This window comes from Streptomyces sp. NPDC003393 (genome assembly GCF_053589015.1).
Window position 1 is genome coordinate 1 of sequence record NZ_JBSFRB010000046.1, and the last position, 23,704, is coordinate 23,704.

Here is a 23,704-nt window from a genome sequence, read left to right on the forward strand (position 1 = left end):
GAAGCCTCCTCCGCTCCGTTCGCTCACAGCGAACGGTCCTCGGGCGGGGCCGGCGACCGGCTGCCTGCGGCTACGGGCAAGCCGTAGCCGCAGGCCCCGACAGACGAGCAGCACACTCAGATCGGCCCGTGGTCAGGGTGGCCGGTGCCATGGTCGGGCCTGTGGTCAGGGTGCATCGCCGGAGTAGTAGAACCGGCAGCTCACACCCGGGCCCGATGCGCTCGGCTCGCCGGGACGCGGCTCGTACAGCGACCGGCCACCGGGGAACCGGCCGAGCTCGGTGGCCAGCGCAGCTCCGTGGTCGACTTCCTCCTGCCGCCAACCCGTGATGTCCAGCAGCAGTCCATCCAGCGGCCCGCCTATCAGCGCGGCATACCTCTGCCCGGCCAACGGGCCGGGATCGTCATCATGGTCACGGCCGTACACCCGGCCACGCAGCAACTGCTCATCGCCGTTCATGCCGTCCAGCCTTTCAGCCACCGCCGACAACGCAGACTTGCCCCAGGGGCAGGGGAGCTTGCCCGTGCCGCCTACTCAGCTTCCTGCTCCTGGCGCTCTCCTCGGCTTCGGCCTGCCGTTGGGCTGCAGCGCCCTGACTCTGGACACCAGGGGGCGCCCGCGTAGCCGGTCACACGGGCAGGTTGGGACTGCTGCCACCGCACGGCGACGGTCATTGCAGACGGCCCCTGCCGAGGGCGCTGCGTGCAGGGGCCGTCCACGCCCCGCGGTCCTGTCGCAACGCAAGGCACTACAACGCTAAAACCCCCCGTCCGACCCCGCCTGCCCAGCACGTCGGCCGGGTGAACACCATTGGGATCTCCTCTCGCCCCGACAAGGTCGAGGGCGAAACGACGTTCAGAGCAGGCGGCGGCAGCCTGAGCATCCAGCCCCTGCTCGACGCCTTGGACACCCAGGAAGACGCCGCCCGGGTCCTGGCCGACGGCCTTCGCGCACAGATCGACGACCTGCGGAACCGGCTGCGGGAGGCTGAGACCCACCTGGAACACCTCGCGATCACCGCAAGACCGTCCCCGGCCTCGCCGACCGGCTCCCTGCCCACACACCGGACCTGCCCGAGCACCCGGACTACCCACGCATCCTCACCGTTTTCAATCACGCGACCGGGCCGCTACAGGCCAAGGACGTCAGCGAAGCCCTCGGCCACGAACCGCTGCCGAAGAACGTCGAGGGCACCCGCGCCAAGCTGAAACGCCTGGTCATACTCGGGATCCTCACCGAGGCCGACACCAACAACTTCGCCGGGAAGCGATAGCCGACGGAACCCACCACGTCATCGCGACTACCCCCCACAGCATCCATGTCAGCCGGGCCGCGAAGGCTCGAACGACAGTGGAGAGCACCGGCGTCAGGATGCCGAGGCCGATCCACAGGGCGTGGGCGACCCCGGGGGTGAGCGGCAGGCCGGCGGTATGGGCGTGAAGGAACCGGGTGGCCGGTTCGTCGACGGTGCGCACCGCCAAGCGGGCGTGATGGCCGAGGTCGAGAGCTCCGATGGCCTGGGCGAGGCCAACCCCTATGCCGAACAGGCCGGGTAGGACGATCGGGGTCATGCAGATCCACAGCAATGCGGGTGCCTTGCGCCATTTCCCGGGACAGTACGGTGTGAAGTTCGTCGGCACGGCGGTCGCTCCACCGCGCGTCCATCACACAGCCAGGGCTGCTTCTGGGCGAGTTCGGCAGCACGACCTGGGGACAGGTTCGGTGCGCGCAGGTCAGCGGCGAGGTCGGCCATAGCTGCGCTATCGGCGCGCCGCAGAACCGGGTCATGTCCCACGACGGTGATCGAGAAGAACAGCATCGTCCAAGGTGCGGTGAACAGCCACCACCGCAGGCCCCAGGAGAGACCGGCCTGCATGCTTGCGGCCGGGCCGGCGGCGGCGAGGACGGTGGTAAGGCAGCACAGCGCGCGGGGAGCGGGCATGGCGTAGGTGATGGGCAGCAGTTCGCGGCGGGCGGCCGCGCGCAGCCACGGCCACAGGCTCGCAACCAGGTGCCAGGGTTCGGCGACCAGGGCGAGCGCGGAAAGGGCGACCGGGCCGCTGATCATGATTCAGCCGGTGCGTACGTGGCGAGGGCTACCAGGTGGAGCGAGGCGCCGGCAGCAGCGATCAGGCAGCCGAGCGCGCGGCCGGGCAGCGTTGCGGCGGCGTGCCGGCGATCGCTGCGCCGCAAAGAGATGTCGGTGGCGGCGGTGGAGGCCGCCAGGCCCGATTAACCAGCCACTTCGGTGCGCAGCGTGTGGCCCTGGTCGAGGAGGAAGCGGGCGGTGCGCAGCGCCTGAGCCGGGTCGGCCAGGAATGCCGTCTGGTCCAAGCCCGGTCACCCCGAAGCCCTCAGGACACCCCGGTCCCGCGCGTCCCGTCACCGCGCTCATCGAGCTCGGCGACCACCAGCCCACTCCTCCCTGGCGCGGTGACCGGTGACGGTGGTCGTCGAGAGTACCGGCGGCTTTTGCCTCGTGTGCCGACCGTGGGGTCGGGATCTCGGCATTCTCGTTTCACCGTGGCGGAGCGGTCAGACACCCCGGAGGTTGTGGGCCTGCGCTGGTGTGTGGTTATCGCCGTGCCCGAGGGGCGATACTGGGAGGCATGTCCGTGTCCTCCACGTCCTCGACGCCGAACGCATTCGAGCTGCTGCGGGAGCAGTACGCACTGCGGCTCCCCACGTCCTTGGACGAACTCACCGGTCCGGCGACCGGCACGGTGAATCTGCCTTTGCACATCGTCTGGTCCGGCCGCCGCTCGTACGGACTCAGCCAGCCCCGCTCGCGGATGAGTCTCTACCGCACCGTACTGGCGGAAGGGCAGCGCCAGGACCTGATCGCTTTCCTCAACCGCGACCTGCTCATCACCCAGTGGCCCGTCCTGCGGACGCTGATCAGCCGTCCCCTCCGCGACGCCTGGGAGAACCGCTTCCCCGAGCTGCCTGCAGCCGAGGCCACCACGGCCGCGTGAACCTCTCCGAACTGCACCGTCGCCTCCTGGCCGACGTCCTCGACATCGGAAACCCATATCCCCTGGTGATCACGGGCGGGTACGCAGTACAGGCTCACGGCTTGGTCGACCGTCTCTCCCAGGACGTCGACGTAGCCACCGAGAACCCGGCACCGATCAGCGACATTGTCCGCTCCGTGAGCAACGGGCTCACGGAGCGCGGCTGGCAGGTCGAGCAGATCGAGATCGGGGCCCTTTCCGGCCGTCTCCTCGCCACAGACCCCGGCACCGGCGAACAGTGCGAGGTCGACGTCCTGAAAGAGGTCCTCTGGCACCCACCGACGTCCACCGAGTACGGCCCGGTGCTGTCGCTGGAGGACGTGATCGGCACGAAGGTGCGGGCGCTCGCCGACAGAGGCGCGGTGCGCGATCTGATCGACGTCCACGCAGCATCACAGCACCGGTCCAAGGCCGACCTGGAGAACCTCGGCCGACGCCACGCGCGGTTCGCCTTCAGCCTGGAAGACCTCCGCGACCGTCTCGTCGGCGCAGAGTGGTGGGATGACCAGGACTACGCCGACTACGGTCTCCAGCCCGATCAGATCGACGGCCTGCGGACGTGGGCTCTGGAATGGGCCACCGACATCGGCACACGCCTGCAGGTCGAGGAAGACCCCGACGATCTCTGAAGGATCCGTGTCGCCTGCCGAAGCAGACCGGCACGAGTTCGGATCGTCCTCGGGCGGGAGGCCTTGAGTGGTCCACGGGTGCCGGCGTCTGCACGCTGCCGGAGTGGCCCACCGGCCACCCCGGCAGCGTGCGAGGTCGTCAAGCAGCGCGGGACGAGGGAGTGAGCTGCCGCTTCCGCGTTCCGGGTGCCGCCGGCCCGCGCCGCTGTGCCTGTGAGCGGCGGTGCTGTCCGTCGAAGGTGATCTCATCGCTCACTTGCCCGAGCAGGCAACTGCGCCGAATGCCCTCAACAGGTGCCCGACAGGAGGTGTGACAGCTCGGCGTCCACATCGAAGCCGTCGGCTTCGTGACCGGCCGGCACGAGTCGGTAGGTGCGGTCCAGCCAGTGCGCCACCACCGGGAGTGGAGCGGTGAGCAGTGCGGTCCCGTGCGGGGAGGAGAGGGCGAGGTTCAGTTCGGCGTCGGGTCCCGATCCCGTGGGCCAGATGCGCACATCCCCTTCGCCGTTCGGCCGGGCGAGGCCCTGCGCCAGCAGGTCGCGAGCGAAGGTCCAGGTGACTGAGTGGTCGGTGCCGGGATGGAAGACCATGTGCGCGGCGAACGGGTCGCACGTTTCGTACACCAGGCGGACTTCGACGGTGATCCGCCCGCCGGACGGGAGCACGAGCCCCATGGAGAGCGGCTGATCTGCGTAGTTGTTCATGGCGCACGGTTTCTCGGGAGTCTGGGGGCGGCGCCGGGTGCACGTCTGCCTCGGAAACGGCACACACCCGATGTCACGCGGAACAGAGCGCGGTACAGGCGGCGCGCAGCACCTAGGCCTGGTCCTGCCTCCGTCAGGCCGTGGAGGGCGCCGAGTACCCAGAACAGCAGTGGTCTCCCGCCTAGTGGTGTAGCGGCGATCACGACGGAAGCTCAGCTCGCTGGGCTGATTCGTATTGCCGACCGTGGGCCCGCTACGTCAGCGCGTCCAAGCCCCTTGGCTCTGCGGCACGTAGGGACGCGGCTTCACCGAGGCCACGACGGCAGTCGACGACGGCCGCTCGTAACTGACGGGCGGCCAGGTATGCGGCGGTGCCGGGACGGGACGATTGCGGGGTGACCTGCAGCTTCACCTTGATTGCCCCTGCACCGCATGGCCGCACGTGCCCCCTTGGGGTGCGAGGTGCAGTTGCCATCGGACATCCTTCGCCGAGTACCTTGCGGGCATGGGGGTGTCGCACGCACGAGTTTTCCGCCCGGGCCAACCAGCCTTTCAGGAGGGCCCGCCGAAAAGTATCTGTCCGTGCAGGTAAATATGACAAGGGGTGTGACCGGTGACACCATGGGTGAGCACGGCGCCGCCTTCGGCCCTGCCACGCCGGCCACGGCCGGTCCACTCCTCGGAGCGCTACCGGTGGCACCGGCACCGCAGCAGGTCGCAGGAGACATGACGGGCCGTCCAGGCGGCCCGAGCGCGAGGAAGCACCGCCGGCCACCGACGCGGGCGCGCGTCGGTGGCAACGAACCGGGAAACGGCACTCCCCCGCCTGATCAGGCAATCAGCTGCAGGAGATCCTTCTCCCGGCAGGCCGCCGCCACCACCCCGCGATCAGTTACGCAGACGCCGGACCAGGCCCGCCGGTGCCTCCCGTGATCACGACGCCAGCCGATGACGACGGCGAGGGGCAGGCCGGCCCTGCCTGACCACCGCCGAGGACACCATGGAGCTGCTGGACGGCCGGAAGCGGTTGGAATGTGAGTCGTCAGGAAGTGCGCGCGTCGTGGTTCTCGCGGTGCGCGAGGACCTCGGCCATGTGTGTCTGCGCCTGGATGCCATCGGCCGCTGAATGCCTCGTACTCGTCGAGGTTCCCGAGGAAGAGAGTTCACCGGCAGCGCCTTTCGGATGCCCTCGCCGGCAGGATGCCGCCGCCAACGCCACCTCGGCCTCGTCGGCATGCCACCGAACTCGTCGGCGTGATCAACGCCGCAGATCCGCCTGCGGCATGGGCGGTCCGAAAGAGTGGGGTGTGGCTCTAAAGTCGCTTGCCCCCGGTGGCTCCGGTGGAGTGGCCGCCCTGCTCTTCGGGACGCCCGGGCCGCTGATTGAGATGTGCGAATCGGTCGCTGTTTACGGAGCTGACGGCGGGGTGTCCTCGGACCGCAACCGCACGCTGTCCGAGGCCGAGGAGACGCACATGACCACACAGGTGCCCGGTTTATGGGTCGGTATCGACGCCAGCAAGGCCAACCACTGGTGGGTCGCCATCGACGACACCGGCACCACCGTCTGGAGCCGGAGGGTCAGCAACGACGAGGCCGTCATCCTCGCCGGCCTCAGCGAGGTCCTTGCACTGGCCGGTGAGGTCCGCTGGGCAGCGGACCTCACCGGCACCGCACCCGCCCTGCTGCTGGCCCTGCTCGCCGACCACGGCCAACGAGTCGTCTACGTACCGGGCCGGACGGTCAACCGCATGGCCGGCGCCTACCGGGGCGAGGCCAAGACCGACGCCCGCGACGCCTACGTCATCGCCGAGACAGCCCGTCTGCGGCGGGACTTCGCCGCCATCGAGGTGCCCACGAACCCGGTCGCTGACCTGGCCCTGCTCACCACCCACCGCACCGACTTGATCGCCGATCGGGTCCGGCTGCTCAACCGCCTCCACGACGTGCTCACCGGCATCAGTCCTGCCCCGGAAGCGGCCTTCGACTACGCCGACCACAAGGGCGCCCTGGTCCTGCTCACCGGCTACCAGACCCCCGCTGCCCTACGCCGCTGCGGTCAGGCCCGCCCGACCCGCTGGCTCGGCGCCCGAGGCGTGCGCCACCCCGAGACGGTCGCTGCCGCCGCACTCACCGCCGCGCATGCCCAGCACATCCAGCTGCCCGGTCAGGACACGGCCGCGGGCATCACCGCCGATCTCGCAGCGCAAATGCTAGCCCTGGACGAACGGCTCAAGCGGCTCGACCGGCAGATCAGCGACGCCTTCCGCACCCATCCGCAGGCCGCGGTCATCGAGTCGATGCCGGGGATCGGCCCCATCCTGGGCGCCGAGTTCCTCGTCGCGGCAGGTGACCTGGCCGCCTACCCCGACGCCGGTCACCTCGCCTCCGCCGCCGGCCTGGTCCCCGTCGCCAAAGACTCCGGACGCCGCACCGGCAACCTCCGCCGACCCCAGCGCTACAGCCGCCGCCTGCGCAGAGTGTTCTACCTCTCCGCGCAGACCAGCATCATCCGCGACGGCCCCAACCGCACCTACTACCTCAAGAAACGAGCCCAGGGCCACAAGCACATCCCCGCCGTCATAGCCCTCGCCCGCCGCCGCGTCGACGTCCTCTGGGCTCTGTTGCGCGACAACCGCCCCTTCACCACGAGCCCACCGACAAGGACGCGCACTGCCACAGCAGCCTGACTGGTCATGAAAACTCGCCGACCTCAGCGCAGCACCTGCCCGTATGTCTCCGGACCCGCTTCCTGAGGGAGGAGGTACAGCCCCAAGTGCTGGCGGAGAAAGCCCTCCAACCGTGGAAGCTCGATCGCGTCAGCCGGAAGGTCACCGCGACGGGGACAGTAGAGCTCGACCAGCCGGGACATCAGCTCTTCGCTGAGCAACGGCACCCGATAACGATCAATCGTTCCGATATAGAACAGCCAGCTGAACAGCCGGTTGGCCGGGCAGTGCCCTTGACCCGCGTGCAGGTTCTCCGGCTCGTGCTCATCACCCCACGAACCGACGTACAGGTAGGAGGCGCAACGCAAGCCCTCGTGCAGAGTCGGCGTCGGATCGTCCTTACAGTTCCAATGGATCCGAGCCTCGTCCTCGGGTATGGCGCCCGGCACGGCTGCCAACCACAGTCGATAGATCTCCTCCACAGCTGCAGTCTGGCATGCCCAGTCAAGGAGATGGTGCGCCTTCCTCACTGATGAGCGGCGCATCGTCGGCTTGACCCGGTCATTGAGACTCCACAGGGTTCACGGCAGGCGTACCGCTCGCAGGATGCTGTCGTGGGTGTGGTGTGTACCGGACGGGGCCGGGGTGGCACGCGGGCGGGTGTCGATCAGCACGTTCCAGGTGGGGCCGAGCAGTGGGGCGATGTCGTCGGGCTGGTAGTAGTCGGCAGGATCGAAGCTCTCGGACGGGATGAGACCGGCGCGGGCGTGGGTGGTGAAGAGGAGCGTGCCGCCGGGCGCGACCGCGTCGAGCAGTCGGTGGAGCGTCGTGTGGCCGGCCTGGCGGCGCAGGGGGAAGTAGTGGATGGACACCAGGTCGAAGGGGCCTGCCGGTGGCGGCGTGGTGTTCAGGTCGGCTCGTATCCAGGCCACCCGGTCCTGGACGTCGGTGGCCGAGGTGGCGGCGCGTTGCAGGGCGGTGGCGGAGATGTCGACTGCGGTGACCTGCCAGCCACGTCGGGCCAGCCAGAGTGCGTCGGCTCCTTCACCGCATCCGACGTCGAGTGCCCGCCCCGGTGGCAGGTCGGCGATCTCGGTGACGAGTACGGGGTTGGGTATGCCGCTGAAGATCTGGTCGCGGCTGCGGTACATCTCGTCCCAGTGCTGGGCGTCCATGGCGTGTGGCTCTCTCGTCGGGTTTCGGACGTGGTCGGCGGTGGGTGGCGTTTCAGGCCGCCGCTGTCGCGGTGGCGTCGGCTTCGTGCGTTCCCTTCTGCCGTCCGGGCCGGATGACGAGGCCACAGGTGAGCGCGCTCAGGACGACCCGCGTTCATGTCCGGGCATGTCGCTCAGCCGGCCTTCGGCCGGCACTCTTCCGCCGAAGACGAGGGCGTGGGCGGTGACCGCCCCTTGCCAGTCGGCGCTGCTGAGGCCCAGTTCGGCTTGGCGCCGTCCCGCCTGGAACAGGTCGCCAGATGTCGTGCCGTCGCGGGACGGAAAGCCGTGCATCTGCGCCGCGGGCGCGTTGCGGGGCCGGCCTGCATCGATCGCCACGACGTCGTACCGGACATCGCCGTCGACCCGCGTGTTTCGGGCATCGTGACCACCTCCGAGCGTCACGGTGCACCCGCTTCCACGATCGGGCAAAGCTCTTTGCGAAAAGTGAAAAGTGCAGCCAGGGTGAGACGTATGAGCGACGGCTTCGAGGCGGTACTGGCCGCCGTCGGCCCGCGGCTGCGCGAGCTGCGCCGCCGCCGCGGCGCCACCCTGACCGCCCTGTCGGAGACCACCGGCATCACGATCAGCACCCTGTCCCGGCTCGAATCCGGGCAGCGCAAACCGGGCCTGGAACTCCTACTGCCACTGGCCCGGGCCTACCGGATGCCGGTCGAAGAGCTGATCGGCGCACCCACCGACCCGGACCCCCGGGTGTACCCGCAGCCCTTCACCCGCAACGGCATGACCGTCGTCCCGCTGTCCCGCACCCCCGGCGGGCTGCAGGCCTACAAACACATCCTGCCCGCCGGCCTGACCGACGGCCGCGAACCCGACCCCCGCTCCCACGAGGGCTACCACTGGCTCTACGTCCTGCGCGGCCGCCTACGCGTCGTACTCGGCGACAAGGACTTCCTCCTCACCGAGGGCGAGGCCGCCGAATTCGACACCCACCTCCCGCACTGGTTCGGCAACGCCGACGAGCACTCCGTGGAGTTCCTCAGCATCCTCGGCCCGCAAGGCGAACGCATCCACATCAAAGCCTGCTACCGACCCGGCGAAACCCGTCCATACTGAACAGCCCACCTCGTGGCCATTTCTCCCGACGGCATGGACCGCGGTATGCGCCGGATGATTTCTTCCGTGGCCGGGAGCGCCCTCCATCCTGGTGACGGGCTGTCGCTGCGGTGCCCTCGATGAGGTCGCGCAGGTGGGAGCGGGCGGTGACGCCCAGCTTGGGGATGCGGCGGTAGAGGTGCGAGCCGACCGTGCGCGGTGGCGTCCACCGCCGCAGCACATGCCACGGCGTGGTCGAGGCCGGCCGTCGAGCCGACCGACCCAACGGCGATGGACGGCAGGAGCAACGCGATTCCCGCCTTGGCCCCGCTCCCAGGCGGCATCGATCCGACCGACACGGTGATCACTGCGGATGCTCTGCACACGCAGCACGACCACGCCCCCTGCCTGCACGAAGGAGGGGTTCACCGCCTGGCCGTCATCGAGGGGGACCCAGTTGATACATCAACTGTGTAGTAAAGTCAAAGTCGAACAGTGCACGACACACGCGTCCGAGGACGACGGAGGAATCCATGCCATCCACCTCACGACCACTGCGGAAGCTGGGATTCCTCACGATAGGGCTGTTCGACGAGGCCGATCCGCGGACCGGGCACGAGTCCACGCTCGCTCTCATCGAATTGGGCGAGCATCTGGGCTTCGACAGCGCCTGGCTGCGTCACCGCCACCTTCAGTACGGCATATCCTCCCCCCTCACCGTACTGGCCGCCGCGTCGCAGCGCACCCGCCGCATCGCCCTCGGTACCGCCGTCACCCCGCTCGGCTGGGAGAACCCGCTGCGACTGGCCGAGGATCTGGCGACGGTCGACCTCCTGACCGGAGGACGGCTGAACCCGGGCGTCAGCGTCGGCCCGCCGATGCATTACGAGCAGGTCAAGGAAGCGCTGTACCCCGACACTGCGGACGCCGAGGACTTCAGCTACGCGCGAGTGCGCCGGCTGCTGGACTTCGTGCGCGGTGAGCCGGCCACCGGCTTCCGCGGGAGGGAGGGATTCGAGGACTTCTCCGACCGGGTGCAGCCGCACTCCCCCGGCCTCGGGCGCCGGCTGTGGTACGGCGGGGCCAGTCTGGGCTCGGCGCAGTGGGCCGGTGAACACGGCATGAATTTCCTGACCAGCAGCGTGGTGAAAGCGGAGGGTCCGCAGGACGACGGGCCGCTGGACTTCGCCGCGATCCAGACGTCGCACATCCGCGCCTTCCGCGCCGCCCATCCGGACGGGGAGAACGCCCGCGTCTCCCAGGGACTCGTCGTCATCCCGACCGACTCGGCCTCAGCCGCACAGCGCGCAAAGTACCAGGAGTACGCCGCACAGCGTCTGCCGCGGACCCACGCCCCGCAGGGCCCGGGCCGGCTGCTGTTCGCGCCCGACCTGGTGGGCACCGCCGAGGTGATTGCCGAGCACCTGCAGGCGCACGCCGCGTTCCGCGAAGTCGAGGAAGTGGCGTTCGCCCTTCCGTTCTCCTTCGCGCACGAGGACTACGTGCAGATCCTGACCGACATGGCCACGAAGCTCGGCCCCGCTCTGGGCTGGCAGCCCGCCCCCTGAACCACCCCACGGATCGCCGCCGGCCTCCCTCCCCCGACCGGTGCGGAGGGTCTGCCGCCGAGGCGGAGACCGGGTGGACATCGGCGGCACGCTCGGCCTCGGAACCGCGGCAGTGGTCCTGCCGGGGCTTCGAAGAGCCCTCACGGACATGGTCGGCGGGGCGGGATGTCATAGCCAGGGGCGTCGTCGGCGCCATCGCCGTCGGCAGCCCGCTGCTCGCCGTCACCGTCGGCGTGCCGGCCCGCGGAACACTGCGCGTCCACGCCCTCGCCCGGCCGGCACACGCGATGGGGGCCCAGCCGTGGTTCATGTACCACGTCCTGCGCGTCCGCCTGACCGGACTGAGGCCCCGTGCCCCGGTGGAACCGGTGTGCCCGACCGGCCCGGTTTCCCGCGTTTGTGCCGGGCGCCGGGCCGGGGGCCTGTGCGGCACGGTCTGCCCGGCGTTCCGGTAGAAGCGGTCGGCGCACGGCGGGGACGTTGCGGGTCGCCCCCTTTTGTCGGAGTGCCCAGCTTCCGTGGGCCGAGTGGCCTGCATCGACAGGGGTATCGATCGTGAGACTTCCTGACACACCTTCAGCCGCCCTCACGTCACGGGCGTGTCGCTCGCTCCAGCTCGATCAGGACCGAGTGGTACTCCCGTCCCGTCGCCCGGTCCATCCCGATCTCGCACATGCGGTTCGCGGAAAGATACGCGTCGTAGGTGCGGGAGTTGACCTCCGCCGCCTCCCTCGCCGTCGCCGCCGCGGTCAGTTCCTTGTGCAGCATCCCGCGGTCGCCGGCGAACGCACAGCATCCGGCGTCGTCAGGCATGACGACTTCCTCGGCGCAGGCCGCCGCGACCGTACGCAAGTGATCCACGTCCCCCAGGTGCCGCATGGAACACGTCGGGTGGAGGACCGCCGAACCGGTTTTCCGCAGGACCGGCAGTTCCGGCAGGAGTTCCTCGGCCGCCCAGACGACGGAGTCGACGACTGTCAGCTGCTGGTGCAGTTCGCGGTTGGCGTCGGAAAGATAGGGGACCACCTCATGGGCGATGCCCAGCGTGCACGACGAGGCGTCGACGACCAGCGGGAGTCTGCCGCCATCGGTCCAGCACCAGGCGGCCTCCACGATGCGGTTGGCCATCACTGTGTTTCCGTCGGCATACCCCTTGGAATGCCAGATCGTCGAGCAGCAGGTTCCCACCACGTCCTCGGGGATCCACACCGGTTTGCCCGCCCGGGCCGAGACGGCGACGACGGCCTGCTGCACCGGGACGGTGCCGTCGTCGCGAGAGCCGCCGAAGATCCGGTTGACGCAGGCCGGGTAGTAGACGGCGCTCGCTCCCGTCCGCGCGGTGCGAGGCGGCCTGCGGGCAGCGGCTCCGGGGATTTCCGGCAGCCACTCGGGGACCAGATCGGGGTCGACGGCCTTGCGGGCGAGCCCGGTGACGGTCTGCAGCAGCCGGTCACTGATCCTGTCGGCGGCGGCGAGGGCCAGCCACGCCGAGATCTCCACCGCCTTGAATCTCTTCGCCGTGTGTGCCGCGATCCGCTCTGCGCGCGGCGAGTGCCGCCGGTGCCGGAAGTCCTTCATCATGGTGCCGGTGTCGATGCCGACCGGACAGGCCAGTTCGCAGGTCGAGTCACCCGCGCAGGTGTCGACGGCGTCATAGCCGTACGAATCGAGCAGTTCGCCCTCCACGGGCGAGCCTTTGTGCTGCCGCATCATCTCCCGCCGAAGCACGATCCGCTGACGAGGCGTGGTGGTCAGATCCCGGCTGGGGCAGGTCGGTTCGCAGAAGCCGCACTCGATACAGGGATCGGCGATCGGCTCGACCTGGGGGATGGTCTTCAGTCCGCGCAGGTGCGCCAGGGGATCGCGGTCGAGGACGATCCGTGGGGCCAGCACCCCGTCGGGGTCGATGACGTGCTTGGTGCGCCACATCAGTTCGGTGGCCTTCGGCCCCCATTCCAGTTCCAGGAACGGCGCGATGTTGCGGCCGGTGGCGTGTTCCGCCTTGAGCGATCCGTCGAAACGCTCGACGGTCATCCGGCAGAAGTCGTCCATGAACGCGGCATAGCGGTCGACGTCGGACGGCTTCGAGGCGTCGAAGGCGAGCAGGAAGTGCAGATTGCCGTGTGCCGCGTGGCCTGCGACAGCGGCGTCGAAACCATGCTCGGCTTGAAGCAGGAGAAGGTTTTCGCAGGCCTCTGCCAGCCGGGACGGCGGAACGGCGAAGTCCTCCGTGATGAGCGTGGTGCCTGGCGGACGGGAGCCACCGACCGCGGTGACGAATGCTTTGCGGGCCTTCCAGTAGCCGGAGATGATCCGGGCGTCGCGGGTGAACTCATTGCTCACCGAGGCGACAGGCGCGACCAGGTCCAGCTTCTCCACGACCTCGGCGGCCGCCCGCTCGTAGGCTTCCTGTCCCGCCTCGTCCGGAGCCCTGAACTCCACCAGCAGCGCCGCCGTCTCCCCGGGCAGCCGCACCCAGTCCGCCGGCATGCCTTGCACGCTCACCGAAGCACGCAGCGTGTTGCCGTCCATCAGTTCCACGGCACGTGCTCCCGCGGCGTTGAAAAGCGGCACGGCGGCTGCGGCCGCGGTCAGCGAAGGGAAGAAGAGCAACGCGCTGGAGACCCTCCGGTCCAGCGGAAGAGTGTCGAAGACGACCTCGGAGATGAACCCGAAGGTGCCTTCCGAGCCGATCATCAGCCCCCGCAGAATCTGCACGGGTGTGGCGCCGTCGAGAAAGGCGTCGAGCCGGTACCCGTTGGTGTTCTTGATCTCGTGCTTGGCACGGATCCTGGCAGTCAGCTCCGGGTCCGCCTCGATCTCCGCCTTGAGGGCGAGCAGTCCCCCGCACAGCTGCGGCTCGGCCCGCGCCAGCAGGTCGTCCGCTCTCGGGTCGGCCGTGTCCACGACCGTGCCGCTGGGCAGGACGAAGGTCAGTGAGGCGACGGTGCGGTACGAGTTGCGGGTGGTACCGGCGGTCATTCCGGAGGCGTTGTTGGCGACGACCCCGCCCACGGTGCAGGCGACGGCGCTGGCCGGATCCGGGCCCAGGAGCCGTCCGTACCGGGCGAGGGTGGCATTGGCACGCATCACCGTGGTCCCGGGGCGGATCCGTGCCTGCGCACCGTCGTCGAGGACCTCGACGCCCGTCCAGTGGCGGCGGACGTCCACGAGGATGTCCTCGCCCTGTGCCTGGCCGTTCAGACTGGTGCCGGCGGCCCGGAAGACGACCTCGCGCCCGTGGTCACGCGCGTACGACATGATCGCCGAGATGTCGTCGGTGCTGTCCGGGAGCAGGACGACGTGGGGGACGAACCGGTAGGGGCTGGCATCGGAAGCGTACTTCACCAGGTCGGAAACCTTCCACCGCACCTTTTCCGGACCCAGCAGAGCGATCAGCTCGTCCCGCAGCCGCTCGGGCGTCCCGACGGCCCGGCCGTCGGGGAGCCGGTCGGGCGCCGCGGAGCGGCCGGCTTCCGGGCGGAGGGTCTCCGGGCTGGGCTCCAGTAGCGGCATGGCGTTCGTCTCCCGGGTGGATCGAGGCGGTGCTTCCGCGTCGGGACGGGGAAACCCAGACGGTTCTGGCCGGCACTGTCGCGATGCGAGAGCAGGCCATCGCGGGCGTTGGCCTTGACGCGGGACATGTGGCCGGTGGCAGCGTCGGGTGGTGGATGGTGCGGTGTCTGTAGCACGAGCGCACGCCCTCACGCATGTGCTAACGATAGCATAAGCGAAGGTGACAGTCCTGGATGCACGGCCCTCTCCTCGCTCGCCTGGTCGCCGGCCACCGACGCGACCACGGGGCATCGAACCGGCCACGTCTGGCCGCCGGCCCGCACGAGTGACGGCGGACCGGCCGGCCTACGAGGCACTTTCCTTCAGCCCACCGTCGTCGTCCAGGGCGAGCCGTGCCCAGACTTCGGCGAGGTCGTGCAGGTGCTCGTCGTCGAGCCGGTCGAGGAAGAGCCTGCGCAGGTTGCTGTACTGCTGCCGCCACGCCTTGCGCAGGAGAGTCCTGCCGTCGGGCATCAGGACCGCCTCGTAGCCGCGGCCGTCGCCGGGCGAACGGCGCCTCTCGAGCGGATCTTCCCCACGGCGCAAACGGCCTCGGTCGCTCGGTCAGGGCTGTGCCGACTCAACGGCCCTGTCTCACATCCGGTGGTAGCGGGGGTGAGGTCATCCGAGGAGGATGCGGTGGCGAAGCAGGGTGAAGCCTGCTCGTCCGTGCATCTGGCGCGCGATGCGCTCGGTTTTGGTGCTGACGCCCTCGGTGGGGCCGTTGCTGTACGGAAGCGTGAGTGCGGCGATCACTGCGTCGCGGTCTCGGTCCAGGCCGCGGGTGAAGGAGTGCAGATGGGGCAGATCGGTTGCGCGGGCCTGGCCGATCCAGCGTGAGAGCTCGTCGGCTTTTCCTTCGCGAGGTGTCAGGAGCTGGGCGAGGGCCGCGATGTGGGCGGCCAATTGGGTCATCTCGGGGAAGGCTGCGGTGAGCCGTGCCGGGAGGTCGTGATGTTCGAGCTTGAGGTTGTCGGGCCTGGTGAGGAGCATCCAGGCGAGCCGACGCGCGGAGATGTAGCTGCGGTCGCGGGCTCACACCTTGCCTCGGCCGGGCTTGGTGCCACGGATCGCACTTCGTGCCCGCGATTTCAGTCACCCGCGGCGGGGCCGCAGTTCGGCCCAGGTCGACTTTCCGCGGTGGTGCCGGGTGACGCCCCATCGGGAACTCAGGGCGTCGACCACGACCAGACCACGGCCGTGCTCTGATGTGTCCTTGGGTGTATATGGACGGGGCTCGGTGCTGGAGTCGTCCGTGATCTCGATGCGTATGCGGCGGTCCGGCTGCTGTTCGATCGCGATGCCCGTCGTGGGGGATGTGGTGTGGGCGACCACGTTCGTCATGAGTTCCGACACGATCACCTGGCTCTCATCGGTCAGTTCGCCCATGTGCCAGGCGTCGAGGACGTCGGCGACGAAGCGCCGGGCGAGGCTCACGGCTTCCGGCACGCTCGGGAGCAGGGTGGTGCGGGCGACGGTGCTGGGTGCGCTGGGGCAGGCAAGGGTCATGGCACGAGCTCATTCCTCGGACGTGGGGAGTGCCCGTGCCTGTGGGGGCAGGGCTCCGCCGGGCGATCCTCCGGCCCGGGGAGATCGCGCATGTTCCTGCTCTCCCGGGGCGCGAGTCTCTCTGGGGCGAGCTGAGTGATTGCTAACGATAGCACAAGGGGCAGGGATCCACCAATCCACCTGGCCTTCCGTCAGCGTCAGCGTCAGCGGTACCACGCCCCGTTCAGGTCGGACGTTCACTCAGCAGTCCGTCTACGCTATCGTTAGCATCACGGAGAAGCACTGCCTCGGACCTCACTCGCGAGGGCCGCCCGGCATGCCCCTCACCTCGCCCACCGGATGCTCCGGTACCTCCACCGGCTCGGAACATCAAGGTGCCCGTTCCGTTCAGTCTCCGAAAGGTTGGACCGGCATGACAGACACGCGGATCGCCCGGCTCTACGGACGCAGGGTATGGGACTCCCGTGGAAGGCCGACCGTCGAGGTGGAGGCACACCTCGAGGGGGGTGCGACCGGGCGGGCGATCGCACCCGCCGGAGCCTCGACGGGCAGTGGAGAAGCGATCGATCTGCGTGACGGTGGCAGCCGGTTCGGGGGGCTCGGCGTCGACCGGGCGGTGGGCTCGGTGAACGGGGAGATCGCCTCGGCTCTCCTGGGGCAGGACGCGGCCGACCAGGAGTCCGTGGACGCCCTGCTGGTGAAGCTCGACGGAACCGAGGACCGCGGCAGGCTCGGCGCGAACGCCATCGTGGCCACCTCGATGGCCGTCCTGCACGCGACGGCGGCATCCTCGAAGAGGCCACTGTGGCTGCATCTGTCGGAGGGGGGTCCGGTCCGGATCCCGTTGCCGGAGATCCAGATCTTCGGTGGCGGTGCACACGCGGACCGCCGCGTCGACATACAGGACTTCATGGTCATGTGCCCGGCCGCGACGAGTTTCGCCGAAGCCTTGGAATGGACTGCGGAGATCTACCGGGCCACCGGGAGCCTGATGCGGAAGGCGGGCAAGAGCGGCGGCGTCGCCGACGAAGGCGGTTTCTGGCCGGACTTCGGCTCCAACGAGGAAGCCCTGGAAACACTGACCCTCGCCATCGAGTCAGCAGGGTTCCGCCCTGCCGACCAGGTGGGCATCTCGCTGGACGTCGCGGCCTCCCAGTTCGGCGGCGCCGGCCGCTACCGTCTGGCGCTGGACGACCGCACTTTGGGCACCGATGAGCTGATCGACCTGCTCGGCGGCTGGATCGAGCAGTACCCGATCCTCTCCGTCGAAGACCCCGTCGGCGAGGACGACCGCGACGGCATGCGGGAGTTCACCCGCCGCTACGGCGACCGCTGCCAGGTGATAGGCGACGACTACCTCGTCACCAACGCCCGGCGGGTGGCAGTGGCGGCAGCCGATCAGGCGGCCAACGCCGTCCTCGTCAAGCCCAACCAGGCCGGAACGGTCACCGAGGCATTCGCAGCCCTGCAGGCCGGCAAGAAGGCCGGTTTCGGCACCATTGTCTCGGCACGCTCCGGCGAGTCGGAGGACGTCACCATCGCCCACCTGAGCGTCGGCTGGGACGCCGGCCAGTTGAAGGTGGGGTCCTTCACCCGCTCCGAGCGCATGGCGAAGTGGAACGAAGTACTCCGGATCGAGGAAGCCCTCGGCGCCGCAGCCGAGTTCAGCGGCTGGTCCGCCCTCCCCTTCCACGCATGACCCACATCCGGACGGTGTTTCCGGGCGAGCGGTTCCGAGGAAAGGCGCACCGTCCGCGTGCCGTGAACGAAGACGGACGTCGGAGGACGATCTTGAAAGCTGTTCCGGAGGACGTGCGCGGCGTCATCGACGCCGCGGTGCTCAACGAACTCGTCCTGCCCGCGATGCCGACGGCGGATCGCTCGCCACCGTGCGCTTCCGGAACGAACCGGTGGAGCGCGGCATCAAGGTGCACCCGGTGTACGTCCCCTCGCGCGCGACCGACGCCGAAGGGCTCGATCACCTCGCCCGCCTGGTCGAGAAGGGCGTACTCACTCCGCGCGTCGCAGCGGTGCTGCACTGCACCGAAGCGGTCGAGGCGCCCTGACGTCTCGAGGCAGGCGGTGTCTGCGGCCGGATCATGCTGGATTTCAGCTGATCGCCGGTACGCCGGTACGGCCGCTGAACCGTACCGGCGTACCGGCTGTCGTCACATGGCGTGCGTCTACCGGAGGGAGGACCCGATGGAGATGCCGCCATCCACGTCGAGGACGACGCCGGTGATGTAGCCGGCGGCCTCGCTGCCCAGGAACGCGGCGGCTTCGGCGATGTCCTCCGGGCGTCCGGTATGGCGCATGGGGATCTTGTTGGTGAGCATGTCGCGTGCGCGGCCGTTCATGGAGGCGAGCATCGGCGTCTCGATGAGGCCGGGTGCGATCGCGTTGGCGGTGATGCCGTGGCGTGCTCCCTCCAGTGCGAGCGTACGGGTCATGCCGACCACGCCCGCCTTCGCGGCCACGTAGTTCGCCTGACCGAAGTTCCCTCGCCACGACATGGAAGAGAAGCTGATGACGCGTCCGTAGCCCTGACGCTTCATGTGGCCGAAGGCGGCACGAGCGCAGTGGAAGGCACCGGTGAGATTCACCTCGACGACCGCGCGCCAGTCGAGGTCGCTGATGTCCTCCACGCGGTTGTCCCGGATGATGCCGGCGTTGTTGACCAGCACGTCCAGGCGCCCGAAACCGCTGGTGATTGCCGTGATCCAGCGGTCGACCCGGGAAGAGTCGGTCACATCGACAGTGTCTGTCCGCATTTCCGCACGGTGTGCGGTGGTGAGTTCAGCCGCTGCCTCGCTCAACGCCTGCGTGTTGACGTCTGCCAGTGCGACCGAGGCACCTTCCGCGGCGAAACGCCGCGCCATGGCGAGACCGAGTCCCTGGGCAGCACCCGTGATGGCGACGACGCGTCCTTCGTAACGGTTCATGAGGTGGCTGCTTTCTTGGTCGGGAACCGACTGCGAGGCGTTCTCCGTCAGCACGCCTGCGTCGTCCGAAGCGGATTCCCCCGATCAGGACCGGCGTGCGACCGGCGGTCCTGATCGGTTCCGTATCGGCTCCGCTCACTGCCGGGGCGGCTACGACCCCGCAGCCCTTCCCTGCCCGGGGTGTCTCGGCGGGGCCGGCTGAGCGACTCAAGCGACTGAAAATCCGACAAGGGTGCGACCAGCAAGAGGGGCGGCCGTGGCGTCACGCGTCATGACGGGTTCGGTGGTGTGCCGGAGGGCCGGGCCGTTCAGGCTGCCAGTTGCGTCGCCAGCTTCTTGGCGACGGTGGCGGCCTCCGTGTGGGCCCTGTCGCGGGAGGCCTCGAAGAGCGGGACGAGGTCCGCCAGGTCGGGGTTGTGCGGGGCCATCGTCAGTTCAGGGACGATGAAGGTGACATCCAGGCCGATGGTTTCGGCCAGGACCACCTGCAGGTAGTTCTGGACGTACTCATATCCCTCACGCGGGGTCCCCGGGGCGTAGGAGCCTCCACGGCTCGCGACCACGACGGCCGGCGTGCCCTTGGCCGCATGGCTGTCGACACCGGCATTGCGGCCCATCAGGATGATGTTGTCCACCCACGCCTTGAGCGTCGAGGGGATCGTGAAGTTGTACATCGGGGCGCCGATCAGGACCGCGTCCGCCTGCTCCAGTTCCTCTATGAGCCCGACGCGCTCGGCGAAGGCCGCGGCCTGCTCGGGCGTGTGGGTGGCGGGATCGGCGAAGCCGGCGGTGTGAGCGGCGGCGCCGATGTGCGGAACCGGGTTCTCGGCAAGGTCCCGGTAGATGACCTTGCCATCCGGGTGCTGTTCGTCCCAGACCTTCCGGAAAGCGTCGGTCACCGAGCGCGACGCGGAGACGGAGGCGGGAAAGAGGGATGAATCGATGTGCAGAAGCGTAGGCATGGCGATCTCCGGATACGTGGTTCTTGCTGTGCGGGGAAGGGTGGACCCCGGGCGTTCCGCGCGGCAGGCCGCCGGGAAAGGAAGCGGTCCGACGTGCTGTTCCGGCCTGCCGGGCAGGGGCCGGCCATCGGTTCAGGGACGAGGACCCGATTCCTCCTGCTGCAGTTCCTGCACGGGAGAAGGGGTGCTCGCATGGTCCGACAACGTCGAGTTGATGCATCACCTCAACAGTGACATGCGCGAGGTTGTCACGTCAACTCGATGACGTGGACGGTGGCTGCACGGGCTCACGGGCTCACGGGCTCACGGGCTCACGGGCTCACGGGCTCACGGGCTCACGGGCTCACGGGAAGGGCAGCTGACGCGTCAACCCACAGGTACGATTGCCTCATGGAGCAGCGGGGACTGACCGAACACGAACTATCCGCATGGCGGACCTCGGTCCGGATGATGGAGCTGCTGCGGACCCGCATAGAGCAACAGCTCCAGGCCGACAGCGGCCTGTCCAGCGCCGACTACGCCGTACTCGCGGCACTGTCCGAGGCACCCGAGGGACGGCTGCGCGCCTACGAACTCAGCCGGGCGACCGGCTGGGAGAAGAGCCGCCTGCACCACCAGATCACCCGAATGCACAAGCGCGACCTGATCATCCGGGAACGGTGCGGCTCCCGCGGTATCCACGTGGTACTCACCGCGAAAGGCCTCGCAGCGATCAAGGAAGCCGCACCCGGCCACGCCCAGGAAGTGCGGCGCTTGTTCATCGCCCCCCTCACACCCGGACAACTCGACCAGATGGCCCACATCGCCGGTATCCTCCTCGGCCATCTGGAAGCAGACCAGCCCTCCCCCTGAAGAAGGTCTGTCCGACGGGCCAGATCGCCGGCGGACAGAGGATCAGGGGTTCCGGAGCACGGTGACGGACCGTCGACCGGTTGCCGTGTGCGTCACAACAACGTCCACACGTCGTTCAGCATCATCGTGTCGTCGCCGAGGGCGGCCCGGGCGAGCGCACGCCCACGCTCGCGCGCCGGCTCGTCCAGATACGGTACCGGTGACTTCCCGTCCATGCGGGCCAGCAGCAGACAGGCGGTCTGCGCGGTCAGATACCGCTGGTCCACGGCCCGGAGAGCCGGGCCGATGCTGCCGTGATAGGCGTGCAGGAACCGGGAGGCGGCGTCGTGGTAGTCCTGAGCGGACGCCGGCCGGTACAGGGCCTTGCACAGCAAGTGGGTGACAAGGAAGGCGACGTCGAAGCACGGGTCACCGTAGTGCGCGACCTCCCAGTCGATGACCCATGTGTGCGACCGGCTGATGAGAACGTTCTTCGGGGAGAAGTCCCCGTGCACCAAGCAGGCGCGAGTGGCGTTCATCCGCGTGAGCACCGACTCGATACGGGGAGCGAGGTCGGGATGCCGGCGTGCGGTCCAGCGGTAGAAGGGGTCCACTCGCAGCTCTTCGAAGGCCTCGGTATCGGCGAAGTCCCGCGACACTTCGGCGTCACCGGCCGTCCGACGGTGCCAGCCGGCAAGGATTTTCCCCGCCTCGGCTGCCACACGGGTGTCGGCCCGTCCACGAAGCAGATCCGCCTTCCACTCGTGCGCGTCCCGCTCCGCGCGGCCGATCACGATCACGCACTCGGCTTCGTCGACATCAAGCACCGCGGGGACGTGGTGCGGCTGATACCTCGCCGCCGTCTGCAGTGCCTTCGCCTCGCCGAGGACCCGGGAAGGATCCGCCAGCCACTCCTCGGCCACCCGCAGTCGTCGCAGAGCCCGCTTCACGACCACGCTGATGCCCGGTGCTTCGACGGCGACGACATCGTTCGACACTCCGCCCGAGAGCACTTGCGCCGTGACCGGGCCGGCTCCGACCAGGCCACGGGCCCTCAGGTGCGCGACGACGTCCGCGGTGTCCGGCTCTCCGCGGGCTCCCTGATCGCCGGCATCCGAGGGGTGCGGCGCCGCACCGGCCTGCCGGACCGCGACATCGCGCGGGTTCTCCGCCGGACTCACCGGTCCTCCCCCGAAGCCTCGGCCCGCGCCGCCCACACTTCAGGATTGACGACCGTCGCCGGCCGTTCCCCCCGCAGAACGGCAACCACATTGCGGGCGGCCGTCTCCTGCAGCTCGGCGATGGCCTCCACCGAGTCGAACGCGGCGTGCGGCGTCACGATCACCGACGGGAGAGCGAGCAGTGGATGGGAGGCGGGAGGCGGCTCCCCGTCGAGAACGTCGAGGGCCGCACCACCGATCCGGCCATCCTCAAGAGCCTCGACGAGTGCCTTCTCGTCCACCAGAGCGCCGCGTGAGGTGTTCACCAGAAGGGCGCCGGCCTTCATCTCGGCCAGGGCGGCACGCCCGATCACATGACGCGTGTCCGGTGTGAGCGGCATGTGCAGGGACACCGCGTCCGCCTCACGGAGCAGGTCGACCAGGCGGGGAGCGAAGCGCACTCCGTTCTCCGGCGGCCGTCCTGCCCGGGAGGGACTGTAGGCGATGACGTCGTAGCCGAACGCCTGGGCCCGTCGTGCGACCTGCTGGGCGATGTTGCCGTACCCGACCAGCCCCAGGACCCGACCGCCGAGCCGGCGCATCGGCCCGAAGGCCCGGTTGTCCCAGCCTCCGCCGCTCGTCAGGCCCGCGAAGCGGGCGATGTGCCGGGCGTGGCCGAGAAGGAGTGCCATGGTGTGGTCGGCAACCTCGGTCGTGCAGAACTCGGGAACGTTGGTGACGACCATGCCGAGCCTTGTCGCCGTTGCCACGTCGATGTTGTCCAGTCCGACGCCGTACCGGGCCACTGTCACACAGCGATCGGCTGCCTCCAGTACGGATGCGGTCACCCGCCGCCAGCAGGTCATGACGGCATCCGCCTGCGGTGCCAGGGCGATGAGCTCCTCCTCGTCGCCGGTCTGCGCCACCAGCAGCTCGGCGTCCGCCTCGGCCAGGACCGCGCGTTCCACGTCCAGCGTCGGCCAGGCGTAGTCGGTGACCAGGACGGTGCGACTCATCGCGGCAGATCCGGTCCGTCGGTGAACGTGAGTCGCATCCGACCGGCCTCGGCCACGGAGGACGTGAGGACGTCCTCGGCCGTCAGGAACCGCGGGGGCTTCCGCGTCGCACCGACCCCGGACGGTGTTCCGGTGAAGATCAGGTCACCGGGCTGCAGGGCGACGATGTGCGACAGGTACTCGATCAGGTCCGGGACGGAGAAGATGAGGTCGGCCGTGCTGGAGTTCTGGACCTCCTCCCCGTTCAGCGAACAGCTCAGCGCGATGTCGTCGGGGTCGGCGAACTCATCGGGGGTGACCAGGAACGGGCCGGTGGACGCATACCCCGGAAAGGACTTCCCCAGGCTGTGCTGCGGATTGTCCGCCGGCCGCAGCTGGACCTCCCGGTCGGACAGGTCCTGCCCCCCGGTGACGCCGGCGACATGGGCCCAGGCCTGCGAGGCGGGAATGCGGCGGCCGCCCCGTCCGATGACGACGACGACCTCGACCTCCCAGTCGACCTTCGGCCCGGACAGCTCGACCACCCCGAAAGGCCCGCCGACGGAACTCGGGAACTTGGTGAACACCAACGGCACCTCCGGAATCGCCCAGCCTGTCTCCTCCGCGTGCCCGCGATAGTTGATGCCGATCCCGAACACCTGCGAAGGACACGGACTCGGCGCCTCGAACTCGGCCGGTGTGAAAGGGTCGCCGCTCTCCACGGGCTGCGTCCTGGCCCATTCGACGAACTCGGTCCAACGGGCGAACAACGCCTGCGGATCGGCGGGGAACCGTCCCTCGCTCGCCTTCTCGATGTCGACGCACGTCGCTCCGTTGACGAGAACAGCGCGTCCCTGCCTGTTGCCGATCTTCATTGGTACTCCACTTCCTCGGTC

24 protein-coding genes and 1 pseudogene are annotated in these 23,704 nt (G+C 69.0%); 9 read left to right on the forward strand and 16 right to left on the reverse strand.

The features are described from left to right. Window positions 1-165: 165 nt before the first annotated feature. The 3 genes from ACWDUZ_RS32180 to ACWDUZ_RS32190 all read right to left on the reverse strand — a co-directional run bounded on the left by ACWDUZ_RS32180 (window position 166) and on the right by ACWDUZ_RS32190 (window position 2,068). Entirely contained in the window at window positions 166-459 is a 294-nt protein-coding gene (locus ACWDUZ_RS32180; RefSeq protein ID WP_451635330.1) for a hypothetical protein, read from the reverse strand. Between the two features lie 773 nt (window positions 460-1,232). Beyond that, complete coding sequence (locus ACWDUZ_RS32185; protein WP_451635331.1) at window positions 1,233-1,571, reverse strand: hypothetical protein; 339 nt, start codon at window positions 1,569-1,571, stop codon at window positions 1,233-1,235. Continuing rightward, window positions 1,568-2,068 (reverse strand): hypothetical protein, encoded by a 501-nt coding sequence (locus ACWDUZ_RS32190; RefSeq protein WP_451635332.1) that lies wholly within the window; start codon window positions 2,066-2,068, stop codon window positions 1,568-1,570. The genes ACWDUZ_RS32185 and ACWDUZ_RS32190 overlap by 4 nt, the downstream gene beginning before the upstream one ends. A 541-nt stretch (window positions 2,069-2,609) precedes the next feature. Between ACWDUZ_RS32190 and ACWDUZ_RS32195 the strand changes: the two genes are divergently transcribed. After that, window positions 2,610-2,975 carry a hypothetical protein gene (locus tag ACWDUZ_RS32195; protein WP_451635333.1) on the forward strand — a complete coding sequence of 122 codons (366 nt, stop codon included), beginning with the start codon at window positions 2,610-2,612 and terminating at the stop codon, window positions 2,973-2,975. Continuing rightward, complete coding sequence (locus tag ACWDUZ_RS32200) at window positions 2,972-3,643, forward strand: nucleotidyl transferase AbiEii/AbiGii toxin family protein (RefSeq protein ID WP_451635334.1); 672 nt, start codon at window positions 2,972-2,974, stop codon at window positions 3,641-3,643. Before ACWDUZ_RS32195 ends, ACWDUZ_RS32200 begins: the two co-directional genes overlap by 4 nt. A 287-nt stretch (window positions 3,644-3,930) precedes the next feature. Here ACWDUZ_RS32200 and ACWDUZ_RS32205 read toward each other — a convergent pair whose 3' ends face one another. Further along, window positions 3,931-4,347 (reverse strand): SsgA family sporulation/cell division regulator, encoded by a 417-nt coding sequence (locus tag ACWDUZ_RS32205; RefSeq protein ID WP_451635335.1) that lies wholly within the window; start codon window positions 4,345-4,347, stop codon window positions 3,931-3,933. A gap of 1,000 nt (window positions 4,348-5,347) precedes the next feature. Here ACWDUZ_RS32205 and ACWDUZ_RS32210 point away from each other — a divergent pair. Both ACWDUZ_RS32210 and ACWDUZ_RS32215 read left to right on the forward strand, forming a co-directional pair. Further along, a complete protein-coding gene (locus tag ACWDUZ_RS32210) occupies window positions 5,348-5,473 on the forward strand; it encodes a hypothetical protein (RefSeq protein WP_451635336.1) in 126 nt (41 codons plus the stop codon). Window positions 5,474-5,822: 349 nt separating this feature from the next. Then, window positions 5,823-7,037 (forward strand): IS110 family transposase, encoded by a 1,215-nt coding sequence (locus ACWDUZ_RS32215; RefSeq protein WP_451635337.1) that lies wholly within the window; start codon window positions 5,823-5,825, stop codon window positions 7,035-7,037. 23 nt (window positions 7,038-7,060) lie between these two features. Here ACWDUZ_RS32215 and ACWDUZ_RS32220 read toward each other — a convergent pair whose 3' ends face one another. From ACWDUZ_RS32220 to ACWDUZ_RS32230, 3 genes are all read right to left on the reverse strand, one after another. Beyond that, entirely contained in the window at window positions 7,061-7,498 is a 438-nt protein-coding gene (locus tag ACWDUZ_RS32220) for a hypothetical protein (protein WP_451635338.1), read from the reverse strand. Window positions 7,499-7,597: 99 nt separating this feature from the next. Next, a complete protein-coding gene (locus tag ACWDUZ_RS32225) occupies window positions 7,598-8,191 on the reverse strand; it encodes a class I SAM-dependent methyltransferase (RefSeq protein ID WP_451635339.1) in 594 nt (197 codons plus the stop codon). A gap of 138 nt (window positions 8,192-8,329) precedes the next feature. Continuing rightward, window positions 8,330-8,569 carry a hypothetical protein gene (locus ACWDUZ_RS32230; protein ID WP_451635340.1) on the reverse strand — a complete coding sequence of 80 codons (240 nt, stop codon included), beginning with the start codon at window positions 8,567-8,569 and terminating at the stop codon, window positions 8,330-8,332. Window positions 8,570-8,704: 135 nt separating this feature from the next. Between ACWDUZ_RS32230 and ACWDUZ_RS32235 the strand changes: the two genes are divergently transcribed. Together ACWDUZ_RS32235 and ACWDUZ_RS32240 are read left to right on the forward strand one after the other, a co-directional pair. Beyond that, a complete protein-coding gene (locus ACWDUZ_RS32235) occupies window positions 8,705-9,307 on the forward strand; it encodes a helix-turn-helix domain-containing protein (RefSeq protein WP_451635341.1) in 603 nt (200 codons plus the stop codon). Between the two features lie 512 nt (window positions 9,308-9,819). After that, the gene (locus ACWDUZ_RS32240) at window positions 9,820-10,854 is read left to right on the forward strand and encodes an LLM class flavin-dependent oxidoreductase (RefSeq protein ID WP_451635342.1); all 1,035 of its coding nucleotides are present in this window, start codon (window positions 9,820-9,822) and stop codon (window positions 10,852-10,854) included. Between the two features lie 591 nt (window positions 10,855-11,445). Here the strand turns inward: ACWDUZ_RS32240 and ACWDUZ_RS32245 are convergent. The 4 genes and pseudogenes from ACWDUZ_RS32245 to ACWDUZ_RS32260 form a co-directional block, all read right to left on the reverse strand. Further along, window positions 11,446-14,370 carry an FAD-binding and (Fe-S)-binding domain-containing protein gene (locus ACWDUZ_RS32245; RefSeq protein WP_451635343.1) on the reverse strand — a complete coding sequence of 975 codons (2,925 nt, stop codon included), beginning with the start codon at window positions 14,368-14,370 and terminating at the stop codon, window positions 11,446-11,448. 345 nt (window positions 14,371-14,715) lie between these two features. Continuing rightward, window positions 14,716-14,883, reverse strand: a complete 168-nt coding sequence (locus tag ACWDUZ_RS32250; RefSeq protein WP_451635344.1) for a hypothetical protein — start codon at window positions 14,881-14,883, stop codon at window positions 14,716-14,718. A gap of 147 nt (window positions 14,884-15,030) precedes the next feature. Next, window positions 15,031-15,438, reverse strand: a pseudogene (locus ACWDUZ_RS32255) (transposase); the annotation flags it as partial. A 66-nt stretch (window positions 15,439-15,504) separates the two neighbouring features. Beyond that, on the reverse strand, window positions 15,505-15,918 hold the full coding sequence (locus tag ACWDUZ_RS32260) for an ATP-binding protein (protein WP_451635345.1): 414 nt from the start codon (window positions 15,916-15,918) through the stop codon (window positions 15,505-15,507). A 412-nt stretch (window positions 15,919-16,330) separates the two neighbouring features. Between ACWDUZ_RS32260 and eno the strand changes: the two genes are divergently transcribed. Further along, entirely contained in the window at window positions 16,331-17,617 is a 1,287-nt protein-coding gene (gene eno / locus ACWDUZ_RS32265) for a phosphopyruvate hydratase (RefSeq protein WP_451635346.1), read from the forward strand. Between the two features lie 190 nt (window positions 17,618-17,807). After that, window positions 17,808-17,984 (forward strand): hypothetical protein, encoded by a 177-nt coding sequence (locus ACWDUZ_RS32270; RefSeq protein WP_451635347.1) that lies wholly within the window; start codon window positions 17,808-17,810, stop codon window positions 17,982-17,984. A gap of 117 nt (window positions 17,985-18,101) precedes the next feature. Here ACWDUZ_RS32270 and ACWDUZ_RS32275 read toward each other — a convergent pair whose 3' ends face one another. Both ACWDUZ_RS32275 and ACWDUZ_RS32280 read right to left on the reverse strand, forming a co-directional pair. Beyond that, window positions 18,102-18,914, reverse strand: coding sequence for an SDR family oxidoreductase (locus ACWDUZ_RS32275; protein WP_451635348.1), 813 nt, complete (start codon window positions 18,912-18,914; stop codon window positions 18,102-18,104). Between the two features lie 254 nt (window positions 18,915-19,168). Continuing rightward, window positions 19,169-19,822: an FMN-dependent NADH-azoreductase gene (locus tag ACWDUZ_RS32280; protein ID WP_451635349.1), complete on the reverse strand. Its 654-nt coding sequence runs from the start codon at window positions 19,820-19,822 to the stop codon at window positions 19,169-19,171. A gap of 390 nt (window positions 19,823-20,212) precedes the next feature. Here ACWDUZ_RS32280 and ACWDUZ_RS32285 point away from each other — a divergent pair, with 390 nt between their 5' ends. Beyond that, window positions 20,213-20,674: a MarR family winged helix-turn-helix transcriptional regulator gene (locus ACWDUZ_RS32285; RefSeq protein ID WP_451635350.1), complete on the forward strand. Its 462-nt coding sequence runs from the start codon at window positions 20,213-20,215 to the stop codon at window positions 20,672-20,674. A gap of 92 nt (window positions 20,675-20,766) precedes the next feature. Here the strand turns inward: ACWDUZ_RS32285 and ACWDUZ_RS32290 are convergent, their stop codons facing one another. From ACWDUZ_RS32290 to ACWDUZ_RS32300, 3 genes are read right to left on the reverse strand one after another with little or no spacing between them, the layout of a single operon-like run. Next, window positions 20,767-21,834, reverse strand: a complete 1,068-nt coding sequence (locus ACWDUZ_RS32290; protein ID WP_451635351.1) for a phosphotransferase family protein — start codon at window positions 21,832-21,834, stop codon at window positions 20,767-20,769. Continuing rightward, window positions 21,831-22,829 (reverse strand): C-terminal binding protein, encoded by a 999-nt coding sequence (locus ACWDUZ_RS32295; RefSeq protein WP_451635352.1) that lies wholly within the window; start codon window positions 22,827-22,829, stop codon window positions 21,831-21,833. Before ACWDUZ_RS32295 ends, ACWDUZ_RS32290 begins: the two co-directional genes overlap by 4 nt. Beyond that, window positions 22,826-23,683: a fumarylacetoacetate hydrolase family protein gene (locus ACWDUZ_RS32300; RefSeq protein ID WP_451635353.1), complete on the reverse strand. Its 858-nt coding sequence runs from the start codon at window positions 23,681-23,683 to the stop codon at window positions 22,826-22,828. Before ACWDUZ_RS32300 ends, ACWDUZ_RS32295 begins: the two co-directional genes overlap by 4 nt. Between the last annotated feature and the right edge of the window lie 21 nt (window positions 23,684-23,704).